The following is a 20,605-nucleotide window of genomic DNA, read 5'->3' as shown; positions in this document are numbered from 1 at the left end:
GTTTATCGTGTGAGATGAAATCGACCACGAACACGACGCCACTTGTTTTTTCGCCACTTGCTACAGGACTGCCATGAAATCAGCTCGCTTACAGGCGTTTACCCGGGATCTCGCCGAGATTTGCGTGGAGGAGGTGCCGCTGCCTGAGCCCGGCCCTGGACAGGTTCGTGTACGCATGCTTTTCAGTCCGGTTAACCCATCCGACCTGAACTTTGTGCATGGCACTTACCATGCGGCATTGCAACGCTGCATCTGGAATCACGGCTGTACACCGACAGCCCCGCAGGTTTATTACGATCCGGCGCACAGCAATCTCTGCCCGGTACCGCCTTATGCCCTTGGTGGCGAGGGGGTGGGGGTGGTGGATAGTTGCGGTTCGGGATTTCTGGCGAAGCGTTTGCTGGGCAAGCGGGTGGCGATTACCGCCGGACCGCCCGCAGGCTGCTGGCAGGAGTACAGCATTGTCGAGGCGAAAAAGGCCGTGGTGATGCCGGATGATGTTTCCGATCAGCAGGCCGCTATGTTCTTCGTCAACCCGCTGGCGGCGTATGTGATGATCCACGAGGTCTTGCGCGTGCGCGCTGGGGAGTGGGTAGCGATATCGGCGGCCGGTTCGGCGCTCGGCAAGAGCATCGTGCGCATGGGCAAGCGCTATGGTTTCAAGACCCTCTGCGTGGTGCGCTCAGCCAGTAATAGTGACGAGCTGCGGGCACTGGGCGCGGATGTGGTGATTGAGACCGATCATCAGGATCTGCTGGCTGAAGTCTTCCGGGTTACTGGAGGCAGGGGCGTGCAGCATGCGCTGGATTGCGTAGGTGGCACGCTGGCCAGTGAACTGGTGCAGTGTTTGGGCCTGACTGGCCAACTGTTGGTCTACGGAACCCTGTCAAATACGCCGATGCAGATTCCCGGCCGGGATCTGATGATGCCGCTTACCCAGGTCTCGGGTTTCTTTCTGTCTAACTGGCTGGCCCGGCAATCCCCCTTGAAACTATTGGGTATTTTGCGTGCAGTGAAAAAACTGACCCGGCAAGGAGTGTTTCACGCGGAAGTCAGCGAAGTGTTCCCCTTGGCGCAAGTGGTCGATGCTGTGATTGCTGCGGGCCAGCCGGGGCGAACTGGCAAGATCCTGCTGCGCCTGCGTGCAGATTGAACGCTGTGCGACTAAGGTCGAATGGTTTTTAACTTGTGTGACGGTTTTAATAATCCCCACTAAATGCTCTTGGGCAATGGGTGTTTGGCTTGCTCCCGCTTGATTGAAGAGATTTATTTTGGCGACCTTCGGGGCGCCATTTTTTTTTGCGCCTGCTCAGCTTGGCTATTGATCGGACTGGCAATCTCTTTGGCAGGTTTGCGTGGTTTGGTTTTTCCGGGTGTCACCCTGCTGGTGATGTTTCTTTCTGCGGCGGGCTTTGCCGCCCGGACGGGGCGCGCTGGCCTTACTAGCTTGTCCAGCAGCACGTGCTCGAGCTCGATCAGCGATTCATCGGTGTAGTCGAGCAGGTGCTGCAAGGCAGGCATTACCCGGCGGCAGGCTATATAGCCAAATCCAAGGGTGTCGCCATAGCCGGTGATGGTGATGTTCAGGCCCAGATAGTCGGCCGGGATCGACACCGGGTAGACCTCGTCCAGACGTGCACCGTCCAGGTACAGGGTGGCAGTGGGCCCGGGTACGTTCGAGATGATTACATTGAACAGCGGATGGCGGCGTGCGTCGCCGGTGACCATCAGCGGGGCGGCGAGCGCTACCATCGGCACGATATATGCCCACTTTTCCAGTCTGCTCATGGTCTGTAAGTGTTGTTTGGCAGCCTGCGTTGACTTGACGATGGTTTCCAGGCGTTTGCGTGGGTTGGCTATGTTGGTAGCCAGGCTGGCCAGTAGCAGACCGATCTGATTTCCGCCGTGAGCATCTTCTGCATGCAGTGATACCGGCACCATGGCGGTAAGCGAGCGCTTCGGCAATTTATGCTGGCTGAGCAGGTATTTCCGCAGTGCACCGGCGCACATGGCCAGGGCGATGTCATTGACTGTAGCGCCGGCAGCATGCCCCAGCTTTTTCAGGCGTTGCAGTGAAAAGGGTTGCGCGGCAAAGCTGCGCAAGTTGGAAATGGCTACATTCAGTGGTGTCGCGGGGGCTTGCAGGGGCAATACTTCGCCCGTACCGGCGGGTGCCGGACGGAGAATATCCCATACCCCGCTGAGTATGCCGGGGATGACTTCCTTGCCGGTGCTCAGCGCCGCGCCGATTTCGCTCGCTAGGCGTGTGTGCAGCTGCTCCGAATGGTCTTCATGTGGTTGGGGCGGTTGGGGAAATTGGTAAGCCCAGATAGGGGCTTTCTGTTCGTCGGGACTACTGGACAGGTTCTGCGCCATCATCCTGGAACCCGTTATGCCATCGACCAGGGCGTGATGAATTTTCACATAGCAGGCAAAGCGTCCGCCGGGCAGTCCCTCGATGATGCAGGCCTCCCAGAGGGGACGGTGGCGATCCAGCAGGTTGCCATGCAGGCGTGCAACCATGTCGCAGAGATCGCTCATGCGCCCGGGTTTTGGCAACGCCAGATGCTGAATATGGCAATCCAGGTCAAACTGCGGATCTTCTTCCCAGAACCACAGGCCCATATGCAGGGCGGGTCGCCTGTTGAACGGTGGCCGTGCCTTGCGGTAAGTCTTCCAGCGGGTTACCAGGTCGGCCACAAAGGTCTGGCTGGCGTTTTCCGGTGGCGTATAAATGCTCAGGCCGGCCACATGCATCGGCGAGTGGCTGTTTTCCAGCAAGAGAAACATCAAGTCAGCTGGGGCAACAAGATTCATTGCAGGGGCTCCCTGAGCCTATGGCTGGTGTTTTCTATCAAGCCGGGCCAGATATCGGCAACATTCTGCTCACTATAGATTGAGGTGGTTGGCCGTAGCGGTTTTGTGCAAATCTCATGGGCCGTTTCAGTCGAGTCGCCCGGTTCAATTATTCCGAGCAGCGCCCTGCCTTCCCCTAAGCTGTTGGTTCAATGCCTGCTAAGACCATGGTCGAATTGTTGGATCCGGCACGGGAGGCTAAAAAGTATCCATGTAATCCATCATGCTCCTGCCGAGGTCATTATCATGTGTGCTGCTTCGATTTATCCCGTAACCCCGGAATCGGTTGCCCGGACGCTGACTGACGAGGCGACCTACAAAGCCATGTACCAGCAGTCGGTGATCAATCCCGATGGCTTCTGGCGCGAGCAGGCCAAGCGCCTGGACTGGATCACGCCCTTTACCAAGGTCAAGCAGACCTCGTTCGATGACCACCATGTCGACATCAAGTGGTTTGCCGACGGCACGCTGAATGTTTCCGCCAACTGCCTTGATCGGCACCTGGCCGAGCGCGGCGATCAGCTGGCGATCATCTGGGAAGGCGACGATCCGGCGGATCATCAGGAAATTACCTACCGCCAATTGCACGAGCAGGTCTGCAAGTTTGCCAACGCCCTGCGCGGCCAGGATGTGCATCGCGGCGATGTGGTGACCATCTACATGCCGATGATCCCCGAAGCCGTGGTGGCCATGCTGGCCTGCACCCGCATCGGTGCGATTCACTCGGTGGTGTTCGGCGGCTTCTCGCCGGAGGCCCTGGCCGGGCGCATCATCGACTGCCAGTCGAAGATCGTCATCACCGCCGACGAAGGTGTGCGCGGCGGCAAGAAGACCCCGCTCAAGGCTAACGTCGACGATGCCTTGGCCAATCCGGAAACCGCCAGCGTGCAGAAAATCATCGTGTGCAAGCGCACCGGCGGCGATATCAAGTGGCACCCGCACCGCGACATCTGGTACGAAGACCTGATGAAAGTCGCGTCCACCCATTGTGCCCCCAAGGAAATGGGCGCCGAGGAGCCGCTGTTCATCCTCTATACCTCGGGCTCCACCGGCAAACCCAAGGGCGTGCAGCACACCACCGGTGGCTACCTGTTGTATGCCGCACTGACCCACGAGCGGGTGTTCGACTACCGACCTGGCGAGATCTACTGGTGCACTGCGGATGTGGGCTGGGTCACCGGGCACAGCTATATCGTTTACGGACCACTGTGCAACGGCGCCACCACGCTGCTGTTCGAAGGGGTGCCGAACTACCCGGACATGACCCGCGTGGCGAAGATCGTCGACAAGCACAAGGTCAATATCCTCTACACCGCCCCCACCGCGATCCGCGCCATGATGGCTCAGGGCAAGGCGGCAATGGCAGGTGCCGATGGCTCCAGCCTGCGCCTGCTCGGTTCGGTCGGCGAGCCGATCAATCCCGAGGCCTGGCACTGGTACTACGAGGAGGTCGGCAAGTCGCGTTGCCCGATCGTGGATACCTGGTGGCAGACCGAGACCGGCGGCGTGATGATCAGCCCGCTGCCCGGCGCCACCGCGCTCAAGCCGGGCTCGGCGACGCGGCCGTTCTTCGGCGTACAGCCGGCGCTGGTCGATAACATGGGCAACCTGATTGACGGCGCGGCCGAGGGCAATCTGGTGATTGTCGATTCCTGGCCTGGCCAGGCGCGCACCCTGTATGGCGACCATGACCGCTTCGTCGATACCTACTTCAAGACCTTCAAGGGCATGTACTTCACTGGCGACGGCGCGCGCCGCGACGAGGACGGCTACTACTGGATCACCGGCCGGGTGGATGACGTGCTGAATGTCTCTGGCCATCGCATGGGCACCGCCGAGATCGAGAGCGCCATGGTCGCCCATTCCAAGGTTGCCGAAGCTGCGGTCGTGGGTATGCCGCATGACATCAAGGGCCAGGGCATCTATGTCTATGTGACCCTGAACAGTGGCGAGGAGCCTTCCGAGCAACTGCGCCAGGAACTGAAGAACTGGGTGCGCAAGGAGATCGGTCCGATCGCTTCGCCGGATGTCATCCAGTGGGCGCCGGGCCTGCCCAAGACCCGCTCGGGCAAGATCATGCGCCGTATCCTGCGCAAGATAGCCGTGGCCGAATACGACGGCCTTGGCGACATTTCCACCCTGGCTGATCCCGGCGTGGTGCAGCAACTCATCGACACCCATCGCTCCATGCAGGTTGCCTGACCGGCAGCCCTGTTGCACAAGGCCGGTAGTGACCAAAAGTTGCTACCGGTCTTGTCCTTTCTGGTGCAGTTGAACGTGCCGGAGGTGCTGCCCTCAGGCGCGCCTGTTCGATTTAATTTTCTCGTGTTTGCTATCCCGATCACCTGTCAACAGATCCGTGTGGCATTACCCTGGCTTTTGTAATTACATGTCGCATTGAAGAATTATTGCCCATGTCCCTCTCGTTAGAATGCGACACGCCCGCTCCCAGGCCTTGACCCCGGTGATTGCTGTCCAGCTGGCTACACTTGCTGAAAACCGCGCATTTCCCAGCCTGCAATGCGGCCATTCATTTCCCTGGCTTGCCTATACGAAGGAGTTACAAAATGAAAAAAATCATGCTTCTCGGCGCACTGTTGATTTCTGCCCTTGCTCCTCTTGCTCAGGCGGCAGATGAAATTCGTATCGGTATCGAAGCGGCTTACCCGCCCTTTGCCATGAAGACCCCTGACGGCCAGATCACCGGCTTTGATTACGATATCGGCGTGGCCCTGTGCGAGCAGATGCAGGTCAAGTGCGTATGGATCGAGCAGGAGTTCGATGGCCTGATTCCGGCGCTGAAAGTGCGCAAGTTCGACGCCGTACTGTCCTCCCTGTCGATCACCCCGGAGCGGCTGAAATCGGTCGACTTCACCAAGAAGTACTACCACACACCTGCCAAGCTGGCGATGAAGGCCGGCACCGTGGTCAAAGATCCGCTGGTCGACCTGAAGGGCAAGAAGGTCGGCGTGCAGCGCTCCTCCATTTATGACCGCTATGCCACCGAGGTGTTTGTCCCGGCCGGTATCGAAGTGGTGCGTTACGGCTCGCAGAACGAAATCTTCCTCGACCTCGGTGCCGGTCGGGTGGACGCCACCCTGGCGGACGTCGTGAATATCGATGACGGCTTCCTCAAGACCGAGGCCGGCAAGGGCTTTGCGCTGGTTGGCCCAGACTACAATGATCCGAAATACTTCGGTGACGGTGCCGGTATCGCCGTGCGCAAGGGCGACAAAGCGACCGCGGACAAGTTCAACGCGGCCATCGACGCCATCCGCGCCAACGGCAAGTACCAGCAGGTTCAGGACAAGTACTTCACCTTCAACGTCTACGGCGAATAAATCCTTCCGGCGCCCTGTCCCCGGGGCGCCGCTTCCGCCGATACATGCGGCACGCTGATGTGCTGCTTCCGGTTGTTCTTCCGGCGCGCAAGCGCCCTGCATGAGGTGGTGAAATCATGCTGAATGGATATGGCGCCAGCATCCTTGATGGCACCTGGTTAACCCTGCAGTTAGCGCTCAGCGCGATGGCGGTCGCCATTGCCCTGGGGCTGATCGGTGCGGCCTTGCGCATTTCCCCGGTCAGGTGGCTGGCGGCGATGGGCGATGCCTATGCCACGGTGATTCGCGGCATTCCCGATCTGGTGCTGATCCTGCTGATTTTCTATGGTGGTCAGGACATGGTGAACCGCCTGGCCCCCTTGCTGGGGCATGACGAGTACATCGACATCAATCCGTTTATCGCCGGTGTCGGGACGCTGGGTTTCATTTATGGGGCCTATCTGTCGGAAACCTTCCGTGGCGCCTTCATGGCCATCCCCAGGGGGCAGGCTGAAGCCGGTGCTGCTTATGGCATGAGCAACCTGCAGGTGTTCTTTCGCATCCTCGTGCCGCAGATGATTCGTCTGGCGATTCCGGGCTTTACCAACAACTGGCTGGTACTGATCAAGGCCACCGCGCTGATCTCGGTCGTGGGGCTGCAGGACATGATGTTCCGGGCGAAAAGCGCTGGCGACTCTACCCACGAACCGTTCACCTACATCCTGGCGGCAGCCGCGATCTACCTGGCGATCACCAGTATTTCACTGCTGCTGCTGCGTTTCCTTGAACAACGCTACTCGGCTGGCGTCAAGGCGGTGGAGCTATGATTTTCGATTACACAGTGGTCTGGGACAGCTTGCCGCTTTACTTTTCCGGCACCCTGGAAACACTCAAGCTTCTGGCCATTTCCCTGATCATCGGCCTGGCCATGGCGATCCCACTGGCCTTGATGCGCGTCTCCAAACAGCCGGCCGTGAACTTTCCTGCCTGGTTGTATACCTACGTGATTCGCGGCACGCCCATGTTGGTGCAGCTGTACCTGCTGTATTACGGGCTGGCGCAGTTCGAGGCGGTACGTGACAGCATGTTCTGGCCGCTGTTGTCGAATGCCACCTTCTGCGCCTGTCTGGCGTTTGCCATCAACACCAGCGCCTACAGCGCGGAGATCCTTGCCGGCAGCATCAAGGCCACGCCGCATGGCGAAATCGAGGCGGCCAAGGCCATGGGCATGTCACGTTTCAAGCTCTATCGGCGCATCCTGCTGCCTTCGGCACTGCGCCGGGCGCTACCGCAGTACAGCAATGAAGTGATCATGATGCTGCACGCGACCAGTCTGGCATCCCTGGTGACCCTGATCGATATCACCGGTGCGGCGCGGACCATCAATTCGCAGTTCTACATGCCATTCGAGGCCTATATCACTGCGGGGGTTTTCTATCTGTGCCTGACCTTCATCCTGGTGCGTCTGTTCCGGTTGGCCGAGACACGCTGGCTGGCCTACCTTGCGCCACGCAGGCACTGAGGCCCGGGCATGCACAGAATTGATCATCAACTGCCGTGGAACTGCCTGGGAACCCAGCGCACGCTGACGGTGTTCAGCTTTGGTGCCGGCGAGCGCAAGGCTTACATCCAGGCCAGCCTGCATGCCGATGAACTGCCGGGCATGCGCGTGGCAGTAGCGCTGAAGCGGCGCCTGCGCGAACTGGAGCAGGCCGGGCAGTTGCTAGGCGTGATCGAGCTGGTGCCGGTGGCCAATCCGGTTGGATTGGCGCAGATGTTCCAGGGCACCCAACAGGGGCGTTTCGAGTTTGCCAGCGGCAAGAACTTCAATCGCGACTTTGTCCGGCTGGATCGTCTGATCGGTGACCAGCTGGAAGGGCAGTTGCAGCAGGATGCCACCGTCAATTTGCAACTGATCCGGCAGAAGATGCGTGTTGCCCTGGATACCTTGCCGCCCGCCGGCTCGGAGCTGCAAGGCTTGCAGCGCCTGCTGTTGCGGCATGCCTGTGATGCCGATGTGGTGCTCGACCTGCACTGTGATTTCGAGGCTGCCGTGCATCTGTATTCGATTCCGCAGCACTGGCCTGCCTGGCAGGCACTGGCGGCGCGAATGCAGGCTGCCGCGGTGCTGCTGGCCGAGGATTCGGGTGGTGGCTCGTTCGATGAAGTCTGCTCTGCTGCCTGGCTTAATCTGGCGCGGCGATTTGCTGATTACCCGGTACCGCTGGGTTGCATGGCCACCGCGCTGGAGCTGGGCGGCATGGCGGATACCGATGCCGAGCGCACGGAAGCCCAGGCTGAGGCGATTCTCGGGTTTCTCGCCGATTGTGGGCTGCTCGCCGGCAACTGGCCCCCGGCGCCGGTGGATTGCTGCGCTGCCACCCCGTTCGATGGCGCCCAGTACGCCGTGGCGCCACACGCCGGCGTGGTCAGTTTCGTGCGGGCTGCGGGAGCCAGGGTCGAACCCGGTGATCCATTGTTCGAGGTCTACGATCCGCTGGATGACCGTCACAGCGTGGTGCGCGCCGAAACAGCCGGCGTAATCTATGCCCGCGAACGTTTGCGTTTTGCCCAACCGGGTTTGTGGCTGGCCAAGGTGGCTGGTGCAACCCCCATTCGTCAGGGTCGCCTGCTCAGCGACTGATTCGCTGCAAGGCCAGTTCTCTTCAAGAGAGTCAACATCATGTACAAACTCGAAGTTCAGGATCTGCACAAACGCTACGGCAGCAATGAAGTGCTCAAGGGAGTATCACTGGCGGCCAAGGCCGGAGACGTGATCAGCATCATCGGTTCCAGCGGCTCCGGTAAAAGTACCTTCTTGCGCTGCATCAATCTGCTTGAGCAGCCGCATGCCGGGAAGATTCTCCTGAATGGCGAGGAGCTCCAGCTCAAGCCAAACAAGGAGGGCGCGCTCAAGGCGGTAGACGCCAGGCAGCTGCAGCGCATGCGCTCGCGGCTGTCGATGGTGTTCCAGCACTTCAACCTGTGGTCGCACATGAGTGCGCTGGAAAATGTCATGGAGGCGCCGGTCCATGTGCTCGGCATACCGAAGAAGGAAGCGCTGGAAAAGGCCGAGTTCTACCTGGCCAAGGTCGGCGTGGCGCACCGCAAGGAGGCCTATCCGGCGCACATGTCCGGCGGTGAGCAGCAGCGCGTGGCGATTGCCCGGGCGCTGGCAGTAGAGCCGGAGGTCATGCTGTTCGACGAGCCGACGTCAGCGCTCGACCCCGAGTTGGTGGGCGAAGTGCTGCGGGTGATGCAGGACCTGGCGCAGGAGGGGCGCACCATGGTGGTGGTGACCCACGAGATGGGTTTTGCCCGCGAGGTCTCCAACCAGCTGGTGTTCCTGCACAAGGGACTGGTCGAGGAACGCGGGTGTCCGAAGGAAGTCCTGGCCAATCCGCAGTCTGAGCGGCTCAAGCAATTTCTTTCCGGCAGCCTCAAGTAAGTGTTTCGAACTCCGGCTAGACTTCGCGCATGACAACCATTACCCAGCGCATTGGCCTGCTCTACTGGTCCTGCACTAGGCCGCTGACCCTGGCGCTGGCCGAAGAAGCGGTGCAGCAGGCATGCCGCCTGCATCCGGATGCGGGCTACGAACTGGTCTATCTGAAGGCCGAGGCTCCAACGGGTACGGGCTGGCGCCTGCCTGGCGAGATATGGGAGGGTCGCCTGGAGGGTTGCCAGCGCCTGTTCCTGATTGCCGATGAACCCCAGCGGCATACCTCGCAAGCACTGGGCTCGGCACTCAAGCATTTTCTGCGCGCAGGCGGGCTCGTCGGCGCCATTTCGGCTGGGGTTTATCCGCTCGCGCATCTGGGGTTGCTGGATGGTTACCGTGCGGCCGTGCACTGGCGTTGGCATGATGACTTCACCGAGCGTTTTCCCAAGGCCATTACGACCAGCCATCTGTTCGACTGGGATCGTGATCGCCTGACCGCCTCGGGTGGCTTGACCGTGCTGGATATGCTACTGGCACTCCTGGCCCGCGAGCAGGGTGCCGAACTGGCGGGCGCGGTCAGCGAGGAACTGGTGGTCGAGCGCATTCGCGAAGGCAGTGAGCGCCAGCGCATCCCGCTACAGAACCGCATCGGCTCCAGCCACCCGAAGCTGACCCAGGCGGTGCTGCTGATGGAGGCCAATATCGAGGAGCCACTGACCACCGACGAGATCGCCCAGCATGTCTGTGTCTCGCGCCGGCAGCTGGAGCGGATCTTCAAGCAATACCTTAATCGCGTCCCCAGCCAGTATTACCTCGAGCTGCGCCTGAACAAGGCGCGCCAGTTGTTGATGCAAACCAGCAAGTCGATCATCCAGATCGGCCTCTCCTGCGGTTTCTCCTCGGGACCGCATTTCTCCAGTGCCTATCGCAATTTCTTCGGCGCCACTCCGCGCGAGGACCGCAACCTGCATCGCGAAGGTGCAGCCTTTGACAGCAGACCGGCTGGTCGCCAGTTGTAAGCACTTGGGGCTTGCACCATTTCGCGTCAACCAACAAAATGGCGCCGGTAGTTTGACTCTTGAATGGGGATACTGCCTTGTGGCCGCCAAGTCAGCGATTGTGGCGGGCTGCCTACAATGGATAACGCTGGACTGCGAGTCAGAATTCAAATGTTGCGTGAAACCAAGATTCTCCTGATAGAAGACAATGCCGAGCGTCGCCACGACCTTACGGTCATCCTGGATTTTCTGGGAGAAGTGCATTTGTCTACCAGCAGCCAGGAGTGGCGCGCCTGCGTCGCGAAGCTGGAGTCCAGCCGCGAGGTTTTCAGCGTTCTGCTCGGCAGTTGCGAAGGCAAGTATGCGGCTGTCGAGGTGCTCAAGCAGCTGGCCACCTGGGATGAGTATCTACCGGTGATTCAACTAGGCGAGGTGGTTCCGCTCGACTGTCCGGAAGAATTGCGCTCGCGGTTGCTGACCACGCTGGAAATGCCGCCCGGTTACAGCCGGCTGCTGGATGCCATGCATCGCGCGCAGGTCTATCGCGAGATGCATGATGAGGCCCGTCAGCGGGGACGGCATCGCGAGCTCAACCTGTTCCGCAGCCTGGTCGGTACCAGCCGGGTGGTGCAGAGTGTCCGGCAACTGATGCAGCAGGTAGCCGATACCGATGCAGCCGTGCTGATTCTCGGCGAGCCGGGGACCGGCAAGGAAGTGGTTGCGCGTAACCTGCACTACAACTCCAAGCGCCGTGACGCACCGTTCGTACCGGTCAATTGTGGAGCCATTCCCGTCGAGTTGCTGGAGAGCGAGTTGTTTGGTCACGAAAAGGGCGCCTTTACCGGCGCTTTTTCCAGTCGGGCCGGACGTTTCGAGCTTGCCGATGGCGGTACGCTGTTTCTCGACGAGATTGGCGCGATGCCGTTGCCCATGCAGGTCAAGCTGTTGCGTGTGCTGCAGGAGCAGACCTTCGAGCGCATGGGCAGTAACAAGACGCAGCGGGTTGATGTGCGCATCATTGCGGCGACGCACAGGGATTTGGAAAAAATGATCGAGGAGTCACTTTTTCGCGAAGACCTGTTCTACCGGCTCAATGTGTTTCCGATTGAAATGGCGCCCTTGCGCGAACGCACCGAAGATATCCCGCTGCTGATCAATGAGCTGATTTCGCGCATGGAGCATGAGAAGCGTGGCTCGATTCGCTTCAACTCGGCGGCCATCATGTCACTCTGCCAGCATGACTGGCCGGGCAATGTTCGTGAGCTGGCGAACATGGTCGAGCGCATGGCGATCATGCATCCCTATGGTGTTATCGGTGTGGCGGAGTTGCCCAAGAAGTATCGCCATGTCGAGGATGCAGACGAGGATCTGGCCAGCAGCCTGCGTACGGAACTGGCTGAGCGGGAGTCGTTGAATTTCACTCAGGAGCCTGGCGCAGCGCTCACCCAGCTGCCACCGGAGGGCCTGGATCTGAAAGACTATCTGGGCAATCTCGAGCAGAGCCTGATCCAGCAGGCGCTTGATGAGGCCAACGGTGTGGTGGCGCGGGCGGCTGAACGCCTGCGGATCCGCAGGACCACCCTGGTCGAGAAGATGCGCAAGTACCGTATGAGTCGACGTGACGATGAGAGTGGCGAGGTTTAGCCCTCCGCCCAGAACGGCTAAGCCGGGCCGAAGCGCTTTGCAGTCGTTATCCTCTCGCCGCAATCAGACAAGGTAGTAACGAACATGAGTATGAGCCCCGTGCAGGTGATTGCCGTAACGAGTGGCAAGGGTGGCGTTGGCAAGACCAATGTGTCGGTGAATCTTTCTATTGCACTGGCCGAGCTTGGACGGCGCGTCATGCTGCTGGACGCGGATTTTGCGCTGGCCAACGTCGATGTGCTGCTGGGCCTGGCCGCCAAGCGCAACCTGGAGGATGTGATCAACGGTGACTGCGAGCTGGCGGATGTGCTTCTGGAGGGGCCTGGCGGTATCCGCATCGTTCCGGCGGCATCCGGTGCCAAAGTGATGGTGAAGCTGTCGTCTGCGCAGCATGCGGGGCTGATCCAGGCGTTCAGCGATTTGAGCGCCAGCCTGGATGTGCTGGTTATTGATACCGCGGATGGTATCGGTGAAGGGGTCGTCAGCTTTGTGCGGGCGGCCCAGGAAGCCATAGTGGTGGTGTGCGATGAGCCAACCTCGATTGCCGATGCCTATGCGCTGATCAAGCTGCTCAATCGGGATTACGGCATGAACCGCTTTCGTGTGCTGGCCAATATGGCTTATGCCCCGCAGGAAGGGCGTAACCTGTTTGCCAAGCTGACCAGGATTACCGATCGCTATCTGGATGTGTCCCTGCACTACCTGGGCGCCATTCCCCATGACGAGTGCGTGCGCAAGGCAGTACAGAAGCAGCGTGCCGTGTACGAGGCATTTCCCCGCTCCAAGTCGGCATTGGCGTTCAAGGCCATCGCGCGCAAAGTCGATAGCTGGCCTCTGCTGGAATCCCCGCGTGGCCATCTGGAGTTCTTTGTCGAGAGACTGATCCGGCACAAGGCGGGTGCTCCGGTTTGACTTGACCTGCCTGAGCGGCAAGCGCTAACGAAAAGCCCCGGGAAACCCGGGGCTTTTTCATCTCTGCAGGACACTGACCAACTAAAACGCCCCGACAAGCGGGGCGTTTTAGTTGTTACGTTGAATGCCCGGGCGGCGCCAAGGCCGCCGGAACATTTAGTGTAGCGCCAGGCTTCAGGCTTGAACCACCGGAATGTTGGCGTTTGCCGCGGCTTCGCGGAACTCGGCGATCTGGTCGAAGCTCAGGTAGCGGTAGACGTCGGCAGCCATGCTGTCGATGTCCTTCGCGTAGCCCATGTATTCCTCGACAGTCGGCAGCTTGCCGAGAATCGAGGCTACTGCCGCCAGTTCAGCCGAGGCGAGGAACACGTTGGCGCCATCGCCCAGACGGTTCGGGAAGTTCCGAGTCGAGGTGGAAACCACGGTGGAGTTGGCGGCAACCCGTGCCTGGTTACCCATGCACAGCGAGCAGCCCGGCATTTCCATGCGCGCGCCAGCCTTGCCGTAGATGCCGTAGTAGCCTTCCTCGGTCAGCTGGTGAGCGTCCATCTTGGTCGGCGGCGACAGCCACAGACGGGTCGGAATGCCACCCTTGACTTTTTCCAGCAGCTTGCCGGCTGCACGGAAGTGACCGATGTTGGTCATGCACGAGCCGATGAACACCTCGTCGATCTTCTGCCCCTGGACGCTGGACAGCGGGCGTGCATCGTCCGGATCGTTGGGCGCACACAGGATTGGTTCCTTGATGTCGGCCAGGTCGATCTCGATGACTTCGGCGTACTCGGCGTCCTTGTCGGCTGCCATCAGCACCGGGTTGGCCAGCCAGGCTTCCATCGCCTGGGCACGACGCTCCATGGTGCGGGCATCGCCGTAGCCTTCGCTGATCATCCAGCGCAGCAGGGTGATGTTCGACTTCAGGTACTCGGCGATGGCCTTTTCCGGGAGCTTGATGGTGCAACCGGCGGCGGACCGCTCGGCCGAGGCGTCGGACAGTTCGAATGCCTGCTCGACGGTCAGTTCGTCCAGACCTTCGATCTCGAGGATGCGGCCGGAGAAGGCGTTGATCTTGCCCTTCTTCTCGACGGTCAGCAGGCCCTTCTGGATGGCGTAGTAGGGAATCGCATGCACCAGGTCACGCAGGGTGATGCCCGGTTGCAGCTTGCCCTTGAAGCGCACCAGCACGGATTCCGGCATGTCCAGCGGCATCACGCCGGTGGCGGCGGCGAAGGCAACCAGGCCGGAGCCGGCCGGGAAGGAAATGCCGATCGGGAAGCGGGTGTGCGAGTCGCCACCGGTGCCGACGGTGTCCGGCAGCAGCATGCGGTTCAGCCAGCTGTGGATGATGCCGTCGCCCGGACGCAGGGACACGCCGCCACGGGTGCGGATGAAATCCGGCAGGGTGTGGTGGGTGGTGACGTCGATCGGCTTCGGATAGGCCGCGGTGTGGCAGAACGACTGCATGACCAGGTCAGCGGAGAAGCCCAGGCACGCCAGGTCTTTCAGCTCGTCGCGGGTCATCGGGCCAGTGGTGTCCTGGGAACCGACGGTGGTCATCTTCGGTTCGCAGTAGGTGCCCGGACGCACGCCGGTCACGCCGCAAGCCTTGCCGACCATCTTCTGTGCCAAGGTGAAGCCCTTGGTGCTGGCGGCAGGCTGCTCTGGCAGCTTGAACAGGTCGGTAGGGCCAAGGCCCAGTTCCGCGCGCGCCTTGTCGGTCAGGCCACGGCCAACGATCAGCGGGATACGGCCGCCGGCGCGGACTTCGTCGAGCAGCACCGGGGTCTTCATTTCAAAGGTCGCCAGCACGTTGTCGGTGCCGTGCGTGCAGACTTTGCCGGCATACGGGTAAACGTCGATCACGTCGCCCATGTTCAGCTTGGATACATCGAACTCGATCGGCAGGGCGCCGGCATCTTCCATGGTGTTGTAGAAGATCGGGGCGATCTTGTTGCCGAAGCAGAAGCCACCGGCACGCTTGTTCGGGATGTTGGGCACGTCGTCGCCAAAGAACCACAGCACCGAGTTGGTGGCGGATTTGCGCGACGAGCCTGTACCCACCACGTCGCCAACATAGGCAACCGGGAATCCTTTGGCTTTCAGGGCTTCCATCTGCTTCAACGGCCCGATGCTGCCCGGTACGTCAGGCTGGATGCCGTCACGCGCCATTTTCAGCATGGCCAGGGCGTGCAGCGGGATGTCCGGACGTGACCAGGCATCAGGTGCCGGTGACAGGTCGTCGGTGTTGGTTTCGCCGGTGACCTTGAACACGGTCAGGGTGATCTTGTCGGCCAGGGTCGGACGGTTCTTGAACCACTCGCCATCGGCCCAGGATTGCAGCACGCCTTTGGCGTGGGGGTTGCCATTCTTGGCTCGTTCGGCAACGTCGTGGAAGGCATCGAACATCAGCAGGGTGTGCTTGAGCTGCTCGGCAGCGACTGCTGCCAGCTCGGCGTTATCCAGCAGCTCGACCAGGGTAGCGATGTTGTAGCCGCCTTGCATGGTACCCAGCAGTTCGACTGCGCGGGTCTTGCTGATCAGCGGGGAGCTGGCCTCGCCTTTGGCGATGGCGGAGAGGAAGCTGGCCTTGACGTAGGCAGCCTCGTCGACTCCTGGCGGAACGCGGTTGGTGATCAGGTCGAGAAGGAAGGCTTCTTCGCCGGCCGGCGGATTTTTCAGCAGTAGAACCAGGCCTGCAGTTTGTTCTGCGTTCAGCGGCTGGGGCACGATACCCTGCGCGGCGCGCTCTGCTACATGTTTGCGATAGGCTTCAAGCACAGTTATTACCCTCTTTAATGGTCCCGTGGGGTTGTCCGGGACGCTCAACCAGTGATTCTTCAAACACAAGCGCTTCGCGGCTTTTTGAGTCGTTCAGCCAAGGTTTTGAAGGTTCCCAACCAGAAGCTGTTTTCAAAGTTTTACGTTATTGAGGGGTAAATCAGCCGATTAGACGGCGTTGCATGGCTTTTGCAGCGAGGCCAGACAGGTAGCAGCAGTCTCAACGGTAATCGTGACGCTTTGAAAACAGCTTCCAACGGACTATGGATGCCTTTGACGGCCGGTCGAGTCTAACGGATTTGCGCTTCAAAGTTAAGCGTGGCGGCCTTCCTGGCGAGGTGACCGTAATCCGACAAAGGTCTAAGATTGCCCACTGCCTTCCACCTGGTTACTTGCTTTCAGAATGTCCAGACAGACTATCAAGACGCCCTGCATCGGACTCTGCTCGACGGTTTACGGCGATCTGGTCTGTCGCGGCTGCAAGCGTTTCCATCATGAAATCGTCAACTGGAATCTGTACGGCGAGCAGGAGAAGCGTGCCGTCTGGCTGCGTCTGGAGCTGTTGCTGGTGCAGGTCATGACGGCCAAGGTGGAAGTTTTCGATGCGCCGCGCCTGCGTGCCCAACTGGATCAGCGCAAGATCCGCTACCTGCCGGAGCAGTCCGAGTATTGCTGGGCCTACCAGTTGATCGCCCGCGGCGCACGCCTGATTCACCAGTTGGATGCCTACGGGATGGTCCTGCTGCCGGAGTTTCGCGATTGTAGCCTGCCGCAACTGCGCGATGCCATCGACCGCGAATTCTTCCTGCTGTCGGAGGCGCACTACGAGCGCTATATTGCCCCGCGTTTCCTCAGCGAAGGACTCGATTCGCGGGTCTGATTCGCCGCAATGTCGGGGGCTAGTGCGTCAGTCGCCGCGGTACTCGCAGCCGCTGGTGCAGGTTTCCTTGATGCGGATGCGCGACAGGTCAGGCAGCAAGGGCTTGAGCTCCTGCCAGATCCATTTGGCGAGGACTTCGCTGGTGGGGTTTTCCAAGCCGGCTATGTCATTCAGGTAGTTGTGGTCGAGTTGCTCATAGATCGGCTTGAAGATCGCCTTGATCTCGGCGAAGTCGCGAATCCAGCCTGTATGCGGATTCACCTCGCCTTCGATATAGATGGTCACGCGGAACGAATGCCCGTGCAGGCGCCCGCATTTATGCCCTTCCGGGACATGCGGCAGTCGATGGGCGGCTTCGAAAATGAATTCCTTGAACAGTTCCACGCTTAACGCTCTGTAAGTTGAGCACCCGTGCGGTGCCGAAGGCTGGGCAGTTTACCAGTTCGTCAGGATTTTTGACCCGGTTCCGGCCAATGCGTTCCAGACGGGCCGCTTCAAGCCGCGCCGCGCAATGGCAACAGGCGTTCGGCGATACGTCCGCTGTCGGCCAGTTCGAGCAGTTCGTCACCCATGCGCGCACTTTCGGCCATGGCCCTGCGCCAGTAGCGCTCGCGCCCGTCATCGTCACCCATGTAACGGCTGAAGTCCTTGCGGTCTGGCAGTTTTCCATGGGGCAGGCTGGCCAGGTAGGCTGCGGATGGTGCCACCAGCACAACATCCTGCAGGCGTGCGGCATCGCCATGGCGCCACGGCAGGTTCTTGTCGAACCAGCCGGGAATGATCCGGTCGGTGAAGTGCGGGTAGAGCACCAGGCCATTGCCGGCATAGGGCAGGTCGAGGTGATAGTCGAGCAGGCCGCCGTCACGATAGGTGCCCGCGCCAATGCCCGGGATGTCCCGGATCGCTTCCATGACCAGCGGAATGGACGCGGAAGCGATCAGTGCCTGGCGCAAATTGCTGGTTGCCAGCGGATGATAGTGCGAGCGGAAGTCATCCAGCCTGCCCAGAGGAGGTGCGGCGCGCTCATCATGGATGATCAGGCGCTCGAAGTGCCGCGCCAGGCGCTTGCGACCAAGCAGGTTATTGCCGATCACGGCGGACAGGCCAAGCCCTAGCGCGCTCTTGCGATCATGCACCAGCAGACCGTGGCTTTTGGCCACGATGATATTCAGGTGGTACTGCGGATTGGCCAGCAGTGCTGCGTCCTGGCCTTGCAGGAGGTCATTCAGCAGCTGCCGGCAACTCTGGCTGACTTCTTCCATGCTGACGCCCTTGGCGTAGCGTTGCGCGGTATAGAGTTCGCCAAGGCGTTTGATGCCCGCGACTGCATCCGGCAGGCAGGCACTGGCAAAGCGCCACGAACCGATGGACGCGCCGATCAGCGTGCGCTGGCGTGGAGCGCTGGGCAGCCAGTCGCCGAACAGGGCCAGATCCAGACCCTGCAGGCCAATGCCCTTCGGGCCACCGGCGGCACCAGGCAGAATGGCGATGTCGGCAGGTTGCAGGCCATTTTTCTGGATATGTGCCATGGCACGTGCGCCGGCGCGCAGGATGAGCGAGGGGTTCTTGATCTGGATTGCGGGCATGCCAGGCTCCCTTGCAGAGGCCGCTGATTATAGAGAGCGTTATCGCCAGGCCAAGGTAATTGCGTCAGGTGAATGACTCGCCTGTGGCATCACACATGAATCAACGTGGTGCTGGACAAGTTGTTGGCCTTACATGCCGTTGGCAAAGGCCGGTTTGTCAAAGCTGATGGCCGCGCGCACCGGCTTCAGGGCCTGCGCGTACTTGGCCAGGATCTCCAGGGCGTAATCGGCGCGCTCGCGAATGCGCCGGTCATCTTCGCTGGCGGCTTGCGGATCATTCAGCATCAGCTCGGCATGGCGCACGATCAGGTGTTCAGGCAGGTAGCAGAGCCGGCAGTTCTTGTAGCTGGAGGCACGCAGTTCGCTGATCGGATAGGCCCCGCCAACCCCGGCGGAAACACCGACCAGCAGGCCGGGCTTGTGGGCCAGTTCAAGCTTGCTGGCATAAATGAAGAAGTTCTTGATGGCTGGGCAGGCCATGCCGTTCCATTCGGGGACGACAACGATCACCCCGTCGGCCTTGCCCAGTTGCTGCTGGAAGCGTGGCCAGGGCTCAGCACCATCGGCCGGCCAGAGTGGCAGGGGGTCGAGGCCAAGGTCGATCAGGCTGGTTTGCTCATGAGCGCAATATCCCAGATCAACCAGGCGCTGTTGCAAGTAGCCGGCAATCTTTCCCGACTGGCTGTTGCTGCGGCTGGAACCGGCGACCACGGCGATATTCAGAGTTGGGTAGCTCAACTGCCAAGCCCCGTGCTCTGCAGCAGTTGCAGCAGCGGCTGGGGATAAACCCCGAGCAGGAAGGTCACCAAGGCGATGGCCAGCAGCATGATCCCGCCAGCCCGTTGTCCCCAGTTGAAGGGGGCATCGTGAGAGAGCGAAACATGCTCCTGCATGAACAGCGTGACGATCACCCGCAAGTAATAGAACACTGCAATCGCACTACCCAGCACCAGCGCGCCCAGCAGCCACCAGAGCTCGGCTTGCACGCCGGCGGTAATGATGTAGAACTTGCCGATAAACCCGGCGGTGAGCGGAATGCCGGCCAGCGACAGCATCATCAGCGTCAGTACGGCGGTCAGGTAGGGCCGGCGCCAGAACAGTCCGCGGTATTCGAACAGGGCATCCGCATCGCGGCCATGATAGGGCGTGGACATCAGGGTGATCACGCCAAACGCACCGAGGCTGCTGACCACGTAGGTGGTCAGATAGACACCGATGGCTTCTACGGCCATGCCCTTGCTGGCAATCAGGGCTACCAGCAGATAACCAAAGTGCGCAATGGAGGAATAACCGAGCAGGCGCTTCAGATTGGTCTGGGTCAGTGCCAGCAGGTTGCCGATCAGGATCGAAGCGACCGCAATGACGCTCAGCAGGTCACTCAGCCAGCCGCCGGCGGCTACCGGCGACAGCTGGTAGAGGCGCAGCAGCACGGCAAACGCGGCGACCTTGCTGGCCGACACCAGGAACGCGGTGACTGGCGCAGGTGCGCCCTGATACACATCCGGGGTCCACAGGTGGAAGGGCACCAGCGACAGCTTGAAGCCCAGGCCGATCAGCATCATGCCGATACCGACATGGGCCAGGGTGTTCTGCGCCGTGGCGCTGGCCAGGTTGGCGCCGATGCCGGCAAAGTTCAGGCTGCCGGAATCGGCATACAGCAGGGCCATGCCAAACAGCAGGAAGGCCGAACCGACAGCCGAGAGCACCATGTACTTGATGCCGGCTTCCAGCGTGTGCTTGTTGAAGAAGGCGTAGGCCACCATGCCGTAAACCGGTACCGAGAGCAGTTCCAGACCGATGAACAAGCCAGCCAGGTGCTGGGTACTGACCAGCACCAGGCCACCGGCCGCGGAAAGCAGCATCAGCAGATACAGCTCTTCGCGGTTACCCGGGAAGCCTTCCATATAGGCGTGGGCCAGGGTGACGCAGGCCAGCGTGGCAACCAGGGTCAGGGCCATGTAGAAACCGGCAAAGGAGTCCACATACATCAGCGGGGTGATTGCCAGCGGTGCTACCTGCATGGCCGGGATGATCGACAGCAGGGCCAGATTGAGTCCCGCGACCGACAGGATGAAGGTCATGGAATGGCTGCGCTTCCAGGCGATTGCCAGCATCACCGTAATGATCGTGAGGCTGGTAACCAGCAGGGGCAGCAGGGCGATGAAGTGTTGGGAGGTAAGTTCCATTTGCGC

17 protein-coding genes are annotated in these 20,605 nt (G+C 60.6%); 11 read left to right on the top strand and 6 right to left on the bottom strand.

Going from position 1 to position 20,605, the window contains the following annotated elements; translation table 11 throughout:
• Nucleotides 1–73: 73 nt before the first annotated feature.
• A complete protein-coding gene (locus ISX93_RS15780) occupies nt 74–1,153 on the top strand; it encodes a zinc-dependent alcohol dehydrogenase family protein (RefSeq protein ID WP_374987703.1) in 1,080 nt (359 codons plus the stop codon).
• 113 nt (nt 1,154–1,266) lie between these two features.
• Here ISX93_RS15780 and ISX93_RS15775 read toward each other — a convergent pair whose 3' ends face one another.
• Nucleotides 1,267–2,817 carry a WS/DGAT/MGAT family O-acyltransferase gene (locus ISX93_RS15775; protein ID WP_195779721.1) on the bottom strand — a complete coding sequence of 517 codons (1,551 nt, stop codon included), beginning with the start codon at nt 2,815–2,817 and terminating at the stop codon, nt 1,267–1,269.
• 285 nt (nt 2,818–3,102) lie between these two features.
• Here ISX93_RS15775 and acs point away from each other — a divergent pair, with 285 nt between their 5' ends.
• The 9 genes from acs (at nt 3,103) to ISX93_RS15730 (ending at nt 13,172) form a co-directional block, all read left to right on the top strand.
• A complete protein-coding gene (acs, locus tag ISX93_RS15770) occupies nt 3,103–5,058 on the top strand; it encodes an acetate--CoA ligase (protein WP_195779720.1) in 1,956 nt (651 codons plus the stop codon).
• 365 nt (nt 5,059–5,423) lie between these two features.
• Entirely contained in the window at nt 5,424–6,197 is a 774-nt protein-coding gene (locus tag ISX93_RS15765) for an ABC transporter substrate-binding protein (protein ID WP_195779719.1), read from the top strand.
• 116 nt (nt 6,198–6,313) lie between these two features.
• A complete protein-coding gene (locus tag ISX93_RS15760; protein ID WP_195779718.1) occupies nt 6,314–7,003 on the top strand; it encodes an ABC transporter permease in 690 nt (229 codons plus the stop codon).
• Nucleotides 7,000–7,698 (top strand): ABC transporter permease, encoded by a 699-nt coding sequence (locus ISX93_RS15755; RefSeq protein ID WP_195779717.1) that lies wholly within the window; start codon nt 7,000–7,002, stop codon nt 7,696–7,698. The genes ISX93_RS15760 and ISX93_RS15755 overlap by 4 nt, the downstream gene beginning before the upstream one ends.
• A 9-nt stretch (nt 7,699–7,707) precedes the next feature.
• Entirely contained in the window at nt 7,708–8,820 is a 1,113-nt protein-coding gene (locus ISX93_RS15750) for a succinylglutamate desuccinylase/aspartoacylase family protein (RefSeq protein ID WP_195779716.1), read from the top strand.
• A gap of 39 nt (nt 8,821–8,859) precedes the next feature.
• Nucleotides 8,860–9,624: an ABC transporter ATP-binding protein gene (locus tag ISX93_RS15745; RefSeq protein WP_195779715.1), complete on the top strand. Its 765-nt coding sequence runs from the start codon at nt 8,860–8,862 to the stop codon at nt 9,622–9,624.
• 29 nt (nt 9,625–9,653) lie between these two features.
• Complete coding sequence (locus ISX93_RS15740; RefSeq protein WP_195779714.1) at nt 9,654–10,637, top strand: GlxA family transcriptional regulator; 984 nt, start codon at nt 9,654–9,656, stop codon at nt 10,635–10,637.
• 150 nt (nt 10,638–10,787) lie between these two features.
• Entirely contained in the window at nt 10,788–12,260 is a 1,473-nt protein-coding gene (locus ISX93_RS15735; protein ID WP_195779713.1) for a sigma-54 dependent transcriptional regulator, read from the top strand.
• 84 nt (nt 12,261–12,344) lie between these two features.
• Nucleotides 12,345–13,172, top strand: a complete 828-nt coding sequence (locus tag ISX93_RS15730) for a MinD/ParA family protein (protein ID WP_195779712.1) — start codon at nt 12,345–12,347, stop codon at nt 13,170–13,172.
• A 174-nt stretch (nt 13,173–13,346) separates the two neighbouring features.
• Here ISX93_RS15730 and acnB read toward each other — a convergent pair whose 3' ends face one another.
• Nucleotides 13,347–15,947 carry a bifunctional aconitate hydratase 2/2-methylisocitrate dehydratase gene (gene acnB, locus ISX93_RS15725; RefSeq protein ID WP_195779711.1) on the bottom strand — a complete coding sequence of 867 codons (2,601 nt, stop codon included), beginning with the start codon at nt 15,945–15,947 and terminating at the stop codon, nt 13,347–13,349.
• A 403-nt stretch (nt 15,948–16,350) separates the two neighbouring features.
• Between acnB and ISX93_RS15720 the strand changes: the two genes are divergently transcribed.
• Nucleotides 16,351–16,827 (top strand): DUF1289 domain-containing protein, encoded by a 477-nt coding sequence (locus tag ISX93_RS15720; protein WP_195779710.1) that lies wholly within the window; start codon nt 16,351–16,353, stop codon nt 16,825–16,827.
• Nucleotides 16,828–16,854: 27 nt separating this feature from the next.
• Here the strand turns inward: ISX93_RS15720 and queD are convergent, their stop codons facing one another.
• The 4 genes from queD to nuoN all read right to left on the bottom strand — a co-directional run bounded on the left by queD (nt 16,855) and on the right by nuoN (nt 20,599).
• The gene (gene queD / locus ISX93_RS15715; protein WP_195779709.1) at nt 16,855–17,211 is read right to left on the bottom strand and encodes a 6-carboxytetrahydropterin synthase QueD; all 357 of its coding nucleotides are present in this window, start codon (nt 17,209–17,211) and stop codon (nt 16,855–16,857) included.
• Between the two features lie 110 nt (nt 17,212–17,321).
• Complete coding sequence (locus ISX93_RS15710; RefSeq protein WP_195779708.1) at nt 17,322–18,413, bottom strand: patatin-like phospholipase family protein; 1,092 nt, start codon at nt 18,411–18,413, stop codon at nt 17,322–17,324.
• Nucleotides 18,414–18,542: 129 nt separating this feature from the next.
• Nucleotides 18,543–19,151, bottom strand: a complete 609-nt coding sequence (locus tag ISX93_RS15705) for an NADPH-dependent FMN reductase (protein ID WP_219841037.1) — start codon at nt 19,149–19,151, stop codon at nt 18,543–18,545.
• Entirely contained in the window at nt 19,148–20,599 is a 1,452-nt protein-coding gene (gene nuoN / locus ISX93_RS15700; RefSeq protein ID WP_195779707.1) for an NADH-quinone oxidoreductase subunit NuoN, read from the bottom strand. The genes ISX93_RS15705 and nuoN overlap by 4 nt, the downstream gene beginning before the upstream one ends.
• Nucleotides 20,600–20,605 lie beyond the last annotated feature (6 nt).

Origin of the sequence: Pseudomonas sp. N040, from assembly GCF_015637705.1 — a bacterium.
GTDB lineage: Bacteria > Pseudomonadota > Gammaproteobacteria > Pseudomonadales > Pseudomonadaceae > Aquipseudomonas.
The sequence above is the reverse complement of the archived record's forward strand: the minus strand, read 5'-3'. Positions and strand labels throughout refer to the sequence as shown.

Bases quoted from the DNA above. Each gene is read 5' to 3' on its own strand.
- ISX93_RS15710 (WP_195779708.1), bottom strand. From the start codon at position 18,413: ATGCCCGCAATCCAGATCAAGAACCCCTCGCTCATCCTGCGCGCCGGC.
- ISX93_RS15775 (WP_195779721.1), bottom strand. From the start codon at position 2,817: ATGAATCTTGTTGCCCCAGCTGACTTGATGTTTCTCTTGCTGGAAAAC.
- ISX93_RS15780 (WP_374987703.1), top strand. From the start codon at position 74: ATGAAATCAGCTCGCTTACAGGCGTTTACCCGGGATCTCGCCGAGATT.
- ISX93_RS15730 (WP_195779712.1), top strand. From the start codon at position 12,345: ATGAGTATGAGCCCCGTGCAGGTGATTGCCGTAACGAGTGGCAAGGGT.
- ISX93_RS15755 (WP_195779717.1), top strand. From the start codon at position 7,000: ATGATTTTCGATTACACAGTGGTCTGGGACAGCTTGCCGCTTTACTTT.
- nuoN (WP_195779707.1), bottom strand. From the start codon at position 20,599: ATGGAACTTACCTCCCAACACTTCATCGCCCTGCTGCCCCTGCTGGTT.
- ISX93_RS15740 (WP_195779714.1), top strand. From the start codon at position 9,654: ATGACAACCATTACCCAGCGCATTGGCCTGCTCTACTGGTCCTGCACT.
- ISX93_RS15765 (WP_195779719.1), top strand. From the start codon at position 5,424: ATGAAAAAAATCATGCTTCTCGGCGCACTGTTGATTTCTGCCCTTGCT.
- ISX93_RS15720 (WP_195779710.1), top strand. From the start codon at position 16,351: ATGTCCAGACAGACTATCAAGACGCCCTGCATCGGACTCTGCTCGACG.
- acs (WP_195779720.1), top strand. From the start codon at position 3,103: ATGTGTGCTGCTTCGATTTATCCCGTAACCCCGGAATCGGTTGCCCGG.
- ISX93_RS15745 (WP_195779715.1), top strand. From the start codon at position 8,860: ATGTACAAACTCGAAGTTCAGGATCTGCACAAACGCTACGGCAGCAAT.
- ISX93_RS15750 (WP_195779716.1), top strand. From the start codon at position 7,708: ATGCACAGAATTGATCATCAACTGCCGTGGAACTGCCTGGGAACCCAG.
- ISX93_RS15735 (WP_195779713.1), top strand. From the start codon at position 10,788: ATGTTGCGTGAAACCAAGATTCTCCTGATAGAAGACAATGCCGAGCGT.
- ISX93_RS15760 (WP_195779718.1), top strand. From the start codon at position 6,314: ATGCTGAATGGATATGGCGCCAGCATCCTTGATGGCACCTGGTTAACC.